We start from the raw sequence: 9,128 nt of genomic DNA, 5'->3' as shown, positions 1-9,128 counted from the left end.
GGTGGCGTTGCAGCCGGGGTAACGGGCATGGGTAGCGCGGCAAGCTCTTGCTTTAGGACATCTACTGCAGCTTTCGTATCCTTGGCGGCGGCCTCCAGCACATCATCACCCGTGGTTTTGCGGCTGCCGCTGCCGTCAATTTTGAAGGCCGTGTATTCACCCGCAACGATCGCTTTTGAACCTGTAGTGGTTGCGTCTTCCGGCACCCCCGCTACATTTTTACTCGCAACAAACATCGCCTCAGATGAGTAGTCGTCGGTCAGCGTCAGGCTGATTTTTTCGTTGGCGCCCGCGTTTGCCCCCACTTGAAAGATCAATGTCCCGGCACTGCCATCCATTAGGTTTAAATCCGCGCCGAAGGTCACGGACTTCGATGCGCGGGTCAGTTCTGCCAGGTTTTGCGCAAATTCGGAGTCCAGCGCGATTCGCTCGTTAGGACCGTTATTGCCGCTTTGCGCCTGAATTGTCAGCTCGCGCATCCGCTGCAGCTGGCTGGCGGACTTGTCCATTGCGCCCTCTACCGTCTGCGCGATGGAAACGGCGTTGCCAGCATTTCTGATGGCGACGGTCATCCCTCTGATTTGAGTCGTGAGCCGGCTGGCAATCTGCATTCCGGCAGCATCGTCCTTGGCGCTGTTAATGCGCAGACCAGAAGAGAGGCGCGACATCGTGGTATTCACCGCATCGGAGCTGAGACTCAGGCTGTTCTGAACCGACAAAGAAGCGACGTTGGTGTTGATGGTTAAAGCCATAGTGAAATTCCTCAAGATAAAGACTGCTGGCTTTCAAAAAACTGGCTGCATCCGGCATGCCTGAAAACCTACAAATTGTTTATCGGAAAAATAACAAGTGGCTTTAATGGGTATTTTAAGATTATTTGGATATTACAGAGTCAAAACACCCTACATATGTAGGGTGTTTTGGTTATAAGGGTCGATTTTTAAAGGTTTTAATTTTTGGCAAAAAAGCCGTTTAAATAAATTCAGGAAATGTTGGAAAAGGTGCGCTGATCGACATCTGAAAGCTTGATTCAAGCGGTAGCTTGCAGCAGGTCAACCAACTCATATTCCAGATAATCTGCCAATCCCAACACGTCACGCGTTTCCTGGCAGGACAACATCAGCGTCAACAACCGCAACCATTCCTGCTGCACTTCAGGCGGCTGTTCAAGAAAACGGGGCATTAAAACGGTAAATAGCTCGACCATCCGCAACGCCGCGTCGACATCACGCCCCAGCCGAAACAATCCCGCACAATGGCGCGCTGTCTGGATAAATTCAGCGGCGCCGTTCATTGGCAAAACTCCGGATCATAGGTGGTGCCCTCGATCATCGCGCCCGCCCGGCTACTGTTCAGAAAGCGAACCTGCGGGTGTTCAGCAATGTAACGCTCCAATACGGTCAGATAGCCACGGAAGTTGAGTTGCGTTTTGACCCGCTGCCCATGACCATCGAGCACCCAATGCGTGGCCAAGTGCGCGCCGGGGCCCAAGTCGCCATCGCTCCAGCCCGCGTGGGTCTTATTCATGGGAAAAGCGAAGTCAGCGCCAAACAACGTGATCCGTGCAGCCCCCATTTTGACCGCCAGATCCACTGCCGGGTGCATGACGCTGCCGCCAACATTGAGTTGTGCTTTGCTAATCTGCTGACGCAGCCCTGCATACATCGGGCTGGCGGAATAAGCGGCGTAGCGTTTACCCCTCCAGCCCTGTAACACGTCCGGTGCACTCATGGGCACGTACACCAGCGGCAGGTCGGAGTCCGCTAGCGGCAAGTGCCGAACGCTAATATTTTTATCGACGGTCACTACCAAGTCCGGCTTGATGCCGTGTTCCAACAACGGCCGATACGCCGTATCGACGCTGATGAACAGCGGCCTCGGCGACTGCGCGCGGATGGCCAGGAGTTTTGTGAAGTGCTGCTCCAGTGTCGGCCCGGTGCCGATCACATAAATTTCCCGGCCCACTTGCGTATCAAACAACTCGGCAACATCAGCATCGCCGCGTACCCGCTCAAGATTCTCCTGCAGGCGCTGGAGGATCTCGGGTGATTGCGGGTCAAAATGGCGGTTATTGAAACTCAGGTGTACTTCGCTGATCAGCCGATCGCGGATTTTGGCGTTTAGGCCATCCGCCAACTCAAGCTCAGCGGGCAGCGCGAAAAACGGAAACTGAATATCCGCGCAGTCTGCGGCGTAACACAGCTCGACCCGTGAATCGCTCAGCCAGGGCGTCTGATCCAGCTGTTCAAGCACCTGCGCGAACAACGCGCCATTGAGCACATGTACGTGCAGATGCTCTAGGGCGGGACGCTCAAGCAATACCTGCTGTAAGTCGCCCAATCCCGTGCCATACAGGTGCAACACTGGGCTTTCGAAGGGAAGCGTCGTCGCCTGTAAGCGTGCCTCGGCGACACGATCATGACGGCTGGTCAGTTGGATGCCCGCACTGCTCAAGGTCGAACTCAGCCCTTGCACCCATTCAACTTGAGATGAGTTGCGGTCTTCGGCCATTAATTTTGAAAATAACACCGGCCAGCGACGCTGAAGGGCTGTGGCATTTAGCTGAAAGAGTTCACTCATGCTGCCTCGCTGATCATGTTGTCCCGCTTAAGGCTGCGCAAAAAAATAGCGCTCAAGGTTACCTCACCCGGAGCGCTATTTAGCTGTCTCGTTTCTTACGGACGATGAAGAATGGCCGAACCCCACGACAAACCAACCCCGAAACCGCTTATCGCCACGCGTTTCCAGCTCGAACCCAGTACATGCTTTTCCAGCAACAGCGGAATACTCGACGACACGGTGTTCCCGGTCTCAAGCATGTCCTTGATGAACTTTTCTGGCTCGCCTTCAAAGCGTCGCGCCACAGCATCGACAATCGCTGCGCTGCCTTGGTGGATGCAATAAGCGTCGATGTCGCTGCCCGTGAGGCCAGATTCGTCGAGCAACTCGTGCAAATGTGCAGGAACCTTGACCAAGGCAAAGTTAAACACTTGGCGACCATTCATGAAAAACACACCGTCGGTGACTTTCAGGTGCGGTGCACCTGAGCCATCGGTACCAAACTTGGCTTTACCCAATTGCCACGGTGCGTCTTCGCCCATCCACGTGGCAGTGGCGGCGTCACCAAACAGCATGGTGGTGTTGCGGTCATCGGGGTCAACGATTTTTGAATACGGGTCAGCAGTGACCAGCAGGCCATTCTTCAGGCCTGTGGCCTCCATGAAGCCCTTGATCGCGTAGATGCCGTAGACATACCCGGAGCAGCCCAAAGATAAATCGAAGGCCGCAACGGTGGTCGGCAAACCCAGCTTGTCCTGAACGATGGCCGCCGTGTGAGGCAGGCCTTCGTCGTCACCGTTCTGGGTGACGACGATCAGCACATCGATGGACTCGCGCTTAAGGTCCGGATTGTTGGCGAATAATGCATTCACTGCTTCGACGCACAGGTCCGAAGTTTCTTGATCGGCACCTTTGCGCGGCAAAAATGCAGAACCGATCTTGCCAAGGATAAAGTCTTCGTTCTTGTCGAACTTGGCACCCTGTGCGTAGTTATCGACGCCAGCCAAGGGCACGTAACTCGCGATGCTTTTTATGCCAATCATTATGGCTTCCCAATCATGAGCCGCTGCATAACACCGCTCCCGAATAGCGACGGTGCCAGCAAACAGAGATTTTATGCCGTCCACACGGAGCGACAACGAGAGAGAGTAAAAGGCTATCACTGGACCCTTACAGGAGCCAGGCGCCGTCATCCCCGGTCAATACAATACAGTGAAGATGCCCGTTATGACTCATAGGTCACGCTATTTTGCCGAATGATCGACGGAAGCGGTTATTCGACCATCGACCAACCCAACGGCGTGCCACGTTTCAACGGCTTACGAGCCCTTCGGCCAATCACCGCCTCACCGTGTTTTGGGGCCAATCCCAACCCAGGACGAATAGCTCTGACGTTCTCGGCACTGAACAGTTCACCCGCCGCCATGTCCTTAGTGACGTACAGCGACCGACGATATACCAGTGATTTGCGCTCGGCTTCCGTCACGCCGTAATGCACTTGGCCCAATGCCTGCCAAGCACGCTCGGTTTCGATCACCAGGCTCGCCAGCTCAGCCGGTTCCAGAGAGAAACTTGAATCTACGCCGCCAGCAGAACGGTCCAACGTGAAGTGCTTTTCGATGACCGTGGCCCCGAGCGCTACGGCAGCGACGGAAACGCCCACGCCCATAGAGTGATCGGAAAGCCCCACTTCGCAACCGAACAGCTCACGCAAGTGCGGGATCGTCCGCAGGTGGCTGTTCACAGGGGAAGCCGGATAAGTACTGGTGCACTTGAGCAGGACTAAATCTTTACAGCCTGCCGCACGTGCCGCGCGAACGCTTTCGTCCAGCTCAGCGACGCTGGCCATGCCGGTGGAAATGATCATCGGCTTGCCAGTAGCGGCCACTCGGCGAATCAACGGTAAATCTGTATTTTCGAAGCTGGCGATCTTGTACGCGGGCACGTCCAGGCTTTCGAGAAAGTCCACAGCGCTTTCATCGAACGGCGTCGAGAACCCCAACATGCCAAGGGCTTTGGCGCGGGCAAAAATCGGTGCGTGCCACTCCCAGGGCGTATGGGCTTTTTCGTACAGCGAATACAGCGACGTGCCGGCCCACAAACTCTCCGGGTCCTTGATAAAGAATTCGCCATGATCAAGGTCCAAGGTCATGGTATCGGCGGTGTAGGTTTGCAGCTTCAGGGCGTGGGCGCCGGCCTTGGCCGCAGCCTCAACAATTTGCAGCGCAACCTCCAGTGACTGGTTATGGTTGCCGCTCATCTCGGCGATTACAAACGGCGCAGATCCGACACCAATCGAGCGCTGGCCAATTTTGAAGCTAGTCATCCTGGTGATCCTTTAGCGCACGCTCGAAGCGGCAGTCAGCTTGAACATAGCCCGCCTCTCGAAACAGATTAATCGAGGCCTGATTGTCGGGTAAGACTAAAGCGTCCAAGGCATAGAGCCGAGGCCAGCGAGACTTGACGAATTGTTCACCTTTGAACAACAGCGCCCTACCCCAGCCCAGACCGAATCGTCCTTCAAGCAAATAGATCGACACATCCGCCCGAATACCTGACAAGTCATAGCGTAAAACACCCACCGGCCCATCACCTGCCTCGGCGATCAACAGCAGACGCTGGGCATCGGCAAGTGTGGTGGTCAACCAGGCCAAATGATTGCCCCACTCGATGGGCTGGGACTGAACCGAGTTGTGGCGAACGGCTTGGGCGTTACGCCCGTCGAAAAGCAAGCGGGCATCAGCCAAGGTTGCCGGTCTTATCTGCAAGCACTCGCCTGCCAACGCGGCTGCCACACGCCTGGCACCCTGGCCATCGACCAGCCGGTGCGAGCGCTCGGCAAAGCTGTGTCGCAACCCATAATTCGCCACCAGCACAGCAATGGCCTGCTGCAACGCCACCACGGAAACCGTTTCGCAGGGTCCCAAATACAGGTGCGCACCAATCGCGGCCAACGCCTCAGCATTGGCCTGTTGATTAGCCGCCACCGCAATACAAATCGTCGGCAGCCCTAGCGCTGCCCGCTCCCAACTGGTGCCGCCGCCGGCCCCGATAAACAGGTCGGCCTGCGCCATCAATTCGGCAAATCGTTCTGTATGGGCTTGCAAATGCCACGCGGAGCGAGCGCCTGCCATGACTTGCATCTGCGCCCAGTGCGGATTGCCGGTGCCCGCGACGAAGTCGACTTCCAGCTCAGGAAACGCGTCCAGCGCCAGCATGGCTTTCCAGGTTTCCCCCGCTGCGTCGAAGCCGCCAAAGTTCACTAGCACCCTGAGCGCTTGTGCCTTGATAGGCCGCGGGCCACGCTTGAACTCATCACGAATCATCGCAAAGCGCGGGCCGAATAAGGTTCGGCAGTCGGGGGTTATCCAAGACGCATAAGCCTGGGGCGTACCGCTAAAATTCTGGTCCAGCAGTAAATCGACCGCGTGGGGGCGGTTGGCCAGGTCGTCGATGGCGGCAATCTTTGGCGCCCATTGCCGGGCAGCCGTCTGCCAACGCTGGTCAAGACCATAGTGATCGACAACGATCCAGTCGAAGCGCTCATCTGCCGGTAACAGAGTTTGCAGCGCGTCAATATCCGCCTGCCACGGCACGGCAGCCTGGATGTCTTGACCAAGATCGCCCTCCTCGGCATAAACAGCCGGTAACCTGTAGGCAGTCCAACCTTGGGCGTCTAGACGATCAAGCAAATGCCCCGACAACACACGGCAAGCAAAGCTTACCTGCGCGCCGCTGTCGCGCAACACCGTGGCCAGCGTCAGGCAGCGAGCGATATGCCCACTGCCGATGGCGTGGGATGCGTCAGCACGGATCAAAACCTTCACGGTTCCAACTCCCCGCCGGCTTGTAACGCGGCGTACAGATACTCAGCTCGGGTCCAGTCTTCTTGGTTGTCGATATCCTGAACCAGATGCCGAGGCAGGATGACCGGCACACTCTGCTCGGAGAACAACACATCGCCGCGCAACCACGCCTCGCTGCGCCCCCAGTAAAACTGCCCGGCATCTTGATAGGCGACCGGTAGATCCTGCGAGCGGGTTTCCCGGTACTGTGGATACATCGGTTGTAAGGCGCCCTGCTCGCTCAGGACCAAGGCCCGCTGCACGGCAAACGCAAAACCACACACGGAAAAGGCGAATGACTTATCCGGGCGCTGCTCAAGAAGACTTAGCCCTTCGCGCAAATAACGGGTTTGCAGCAGTGGCGCGGTGGCATAAATACAACACGCGTAATCGAAACGCTGACCTTGCTCTTGCAGCGTCGTCAACGCGTGAACAATCACTGCCGCCGTGCCGGTAAAATCATCAGCCAGGTGCGCCGGGCGCAGGAACGGCACATGAGCGCCGTGAGCCTTGGCCACCGAGGCGATTTCTTCGTCATCGGTACTGACCACCACCTGATCGAACAGCCCGCACTTCAGCGCGGCACGAATCGACCAAACGATCATGGGCTGACCGTTGAACAATTTGAGGTTCTTGCGCGCAATCCGCTTACTGCCACCCCGGGCCGGAATAATTGCTACCGTTGTCACGGGCGCTTTTCCAACAGAAACCAATTGATGTCATCGACAGGAAATAGCGGATCGCGGTGATAGCTGAAGCCGTAATCCAGCAGGTGTAAATCGCTGTAGCGATCAAGCATCTCACCAGCAAAATCGCGCTTGAACAGATTGCCGCTGTTACCGCGATAGGAGACCTCAACCGGCGCCGGATTGTAGTACTCGCAGATCAAGATATAGCGCCGGCTCAGGGCATAGAGCTTTGCATAGGCCGCCGGTAGCAGTTCAGGCGCCAGGTGAATCAACACGCCCTTGGTGAACGCCAGGTCGAAGGTGCGTTGCTGTGGATAGTCAAACAGCGAGCCGTGCCAAACATCGGCAATCTCAAGCGCTTGTACGTAAGCCTGCGCTTGCGCATTGATTTCGACACCGTGCAGCGCACAGTCTGGCAATAACTGGTGCAGTGCCTGCAAGTTATTGCCTGTGTTAGTGCCCAACTCCAGCAAGCTTGCGACCCGTGAGGTACGCGCCAGTGCTTTTGCAAACAACGCCAGGTTGGCAGCTATCAGCGGCTTACCCTGATTACGACCTGCGTATTGGTCGCCGAACTCGCCCTGCCAGAAGTGTTCTTGCTGACTTAATTCACGCATGTATCACTCTCAATCAATGGGTCGCCGCCAAGCGCTTAGCCGATCAACCTGCGCAGTTGCTCGACCACATAATCTTGCTGCTCGTCCGTGAGATCCGGGAACAATGGCAACGTAATCGCCTCGCTGAAATAACGCTCTGCTTGCGGGTAATCGCCCTCGGTGAATCCCGACTCCCGATAATACGGCTGCAGATGCACCGGAATGTAGTGCAGGTTTACGCCAATCCCCGCTGCCCGCAGCCCATCGAAAAGCTCACGCTGGGTCAAAGCAAGCTGATCGAACCGCACCCGCACCACGTACAAATGCCACGCCGACTCAGCGCCGGCCTGGGCCTTGGGTAACTGCAAAGGAAGACCGGTCAACAGCTCGTCATACCGAGCGGCTAACCAACGGCGCCGTGCGATAAATCCATCAAGCCTGGCAATCTGCGACAGGCCCAATGCCGCGTGCAGATCAGTCATCCGGTAGTTGAAGCCCAACTCCAGTTGCTGGTAACCCCACACACCCTCGTCAGATACCGACATCTGCGCCGGATCGCTGGTGATCCCATGACTGCGCAAGCGACGTAAACGCTCGGCGAACTCCGGCCGATTGGTCAACACCGTGCCGCCTTCGCCCGAGGTAATAATCTTCACCGGGTGAAAACTGAACACTGTCATTGCCGCATAGGCGCCACAACCCACCGGACGCCCCAGATAGCTGGCGCCCACCGCGTGGGAGGCGTCTTCGATCAAGGTAAACCCATAGCGTTCAGCCAGCGCAGCAATGGCTTGCATGTCACAACTTTGTCCGGAGAACGCCACTGCCACCACGACCTTCGGTAGTTTTCCGGCACCCTCTGCGGCTTCGAGTTTTGTTGCCAAGGCGCCGGCATCCAGGTTCCAGGTCAGTGGATCAATGTCGACGAAATCGACCTCAGCCCCGCAATAGCGCCCGCAGTTAGCGGACGCAACAAAGGTGTTGGGCGTGGTCCACAACCAATCACCCGAACCCAGCCCAGCAGCCAGACAAGCTATGTGCAAGGCCGCCGTGGCATTGCACACCGCGACGGCAAACCTCGCTTCGCAACGTTCGGCCAGCGCCGCTTCAAAGCGCTCCACTGTAGGGCCTTGAGTCAGCCACGGTGATTTGAGAACTGCCACCACCGCGTCGATGTCCGTCTGGTCGATGTTCTGTCGTCCATAAGGAATCGAAAACGGAGTCATACCGGCAGCTCCACCGACTGCTTAGCCTGCGGTTCGTCATGCAGGGCAGATATCTGGCCCATGGTCAAAAATTCGGGGTTGTTATCAGAGCGATATTCAAAGTTTTCGTCCACCGCCTCACCACGCTCTCCCAAGCCATCAACGGCAAAGTCGACGTCCACGCTGGTGAAGCGAATCGAGGGTTGAATGGTGTAGTGATCCTTGAATTCGATG

At 56.7% G+C, this 9,128-nt stretch carries 8 protein-coding genes and 2 pseudogenes; all 10 read right to left on the bottom strand.

Features of this window, described 5'->3' with window-relative positions; genetic code table 11:
* Nucleotides 1–752 (bottom strand): annotated as a pseudogene (locus M0974_RS11155) (flagellin); the annotation flags it as partial.
* A 278-nt stretch (nucleotides 753–1,030) separates the two neighbouring features.
* A complete protein-coding gene (locus tag M0974_RS11150; protein ID WP_297836211.1) occupies nucleotides 1,031–1,294 on the bottom strand; it encodes a hypothetical protein in 264 nt (87 codons plus the stop codon).
* Nucleotides 1,291–2,580, bottom strand: coding sequence for a 6-hydroxymethylpterin diphosphokinase MptE-like protein (locus M0974_RS11145; protein WP_297836209.1), 1,290 nt, complete (start codon nucleotides 2,578–2,580; stop codon nucleotides 1,291–1,293). The genes M0974_RS11150 and M0974_RS11145 overlap by 4 nt, the downstream gene beginning before the upstream one ends.
* Nucleotides 2,581–2,675: 95 nt before the next feature.
* Nucleotides 2,676–3,602, bottom strand: a complete 927-nt coding sequence (locus M0974_RS11140) for a ketoacyl-ACP synthase III (protein WP_297836206.1) — start codon at nucleotides 3,600–3,602, stop codon at nucleotides 2,676–2,678.
* A 230-nt stretch (nucleotides 3,603–3,832) separates the two neighbouring features.
* Entirely contained in the window at nucleotides 3,833–4,885 is a 1,053-nt protein-coding gene (gene pseI / locus M0974_RS11135; protein ID WP_297836204.1) for a pseudaminic acid synthase, read from the bottom strand.
* On the bottom strand, nucleotides 4,878–6,386 hold the full coding sequence (pseG, locus tag M0974_RS11130; protein ID WP_297836202.1) for a UDP-2,4-diacetamido-2,4,6-trideoxy-beta-L-altropyranose hydrolase: 1,509 nt from the start codon (nucleotides 6,384–6,386) through the stop codon (nucleotides 4,878–4,880). Before pseG ends, pseI begins: the two co-directional genes overlap by 8 nt.
* Nucleotides 6,383–7,093 (bottom strand): pseudaminic acid cytidylyltransferase, encoded by a 711-nt coding sequence (gene pseF, locus M0974_RS11125; RefSeq protein WP_297836201.1) that lies wholly within the window; start codon nucleotides 7,091–7,093, stop codon nucleotides 6,383–6,385. Before pseF ends, pseG begins: the two co-directional genes overlap by 4 nt.
* Complete coding sequence (locus tag M0974_RS11120; protein ID WP_297836200.1) at nucleotides 7,090–7,710, bottom strand: pseudaminic acid biosynthesis-associated methylase; 621 nt, start codon at nucleotides 7,708–7,710, stop codon at nucleotides 7,090–7,092. The genes pseF and M0974_RS11120 overlap by 4 nt, the downstream gene beginning before the upstream one ends.
* 35 nt (nucleotides 7,711–7,745) lie before the next feature.
* Complete coding sequence (gene pseC / locus M0974_RS11115; RefSeq protein ID WP_297836198.1) at nucleotides 7,746–8,915, bottom strand: UDP-4-amino-4,6-dideoxy-N-acetyl-beta-L-altrosamine transaminase; 1,170 nt, start codon at nucleotides 8,913–8,915, stop codon at nucleotides 7,746–7,748.
* Nucleotides 8,912–9,128: pseudogene (locus M0974_RS11110) on the bottom strand (hypothetical protein); the annotation flags it as partial. The gene pseC and the pseudogene M0974_RS11110, both read right to left, overlap by 4 nt.

Source organism: Pseudomonas sp. (assembly GCF_026224925.1).
Lineage (GTDB): Bacteria > Pseudomonadota > Gammaproteobacteria > Pseudomonadales > Pseudomonadaceae > Aquipseudomonas.
This window is presented reverse-complemented; position numbering and strand designations above follow the sequence as displayed.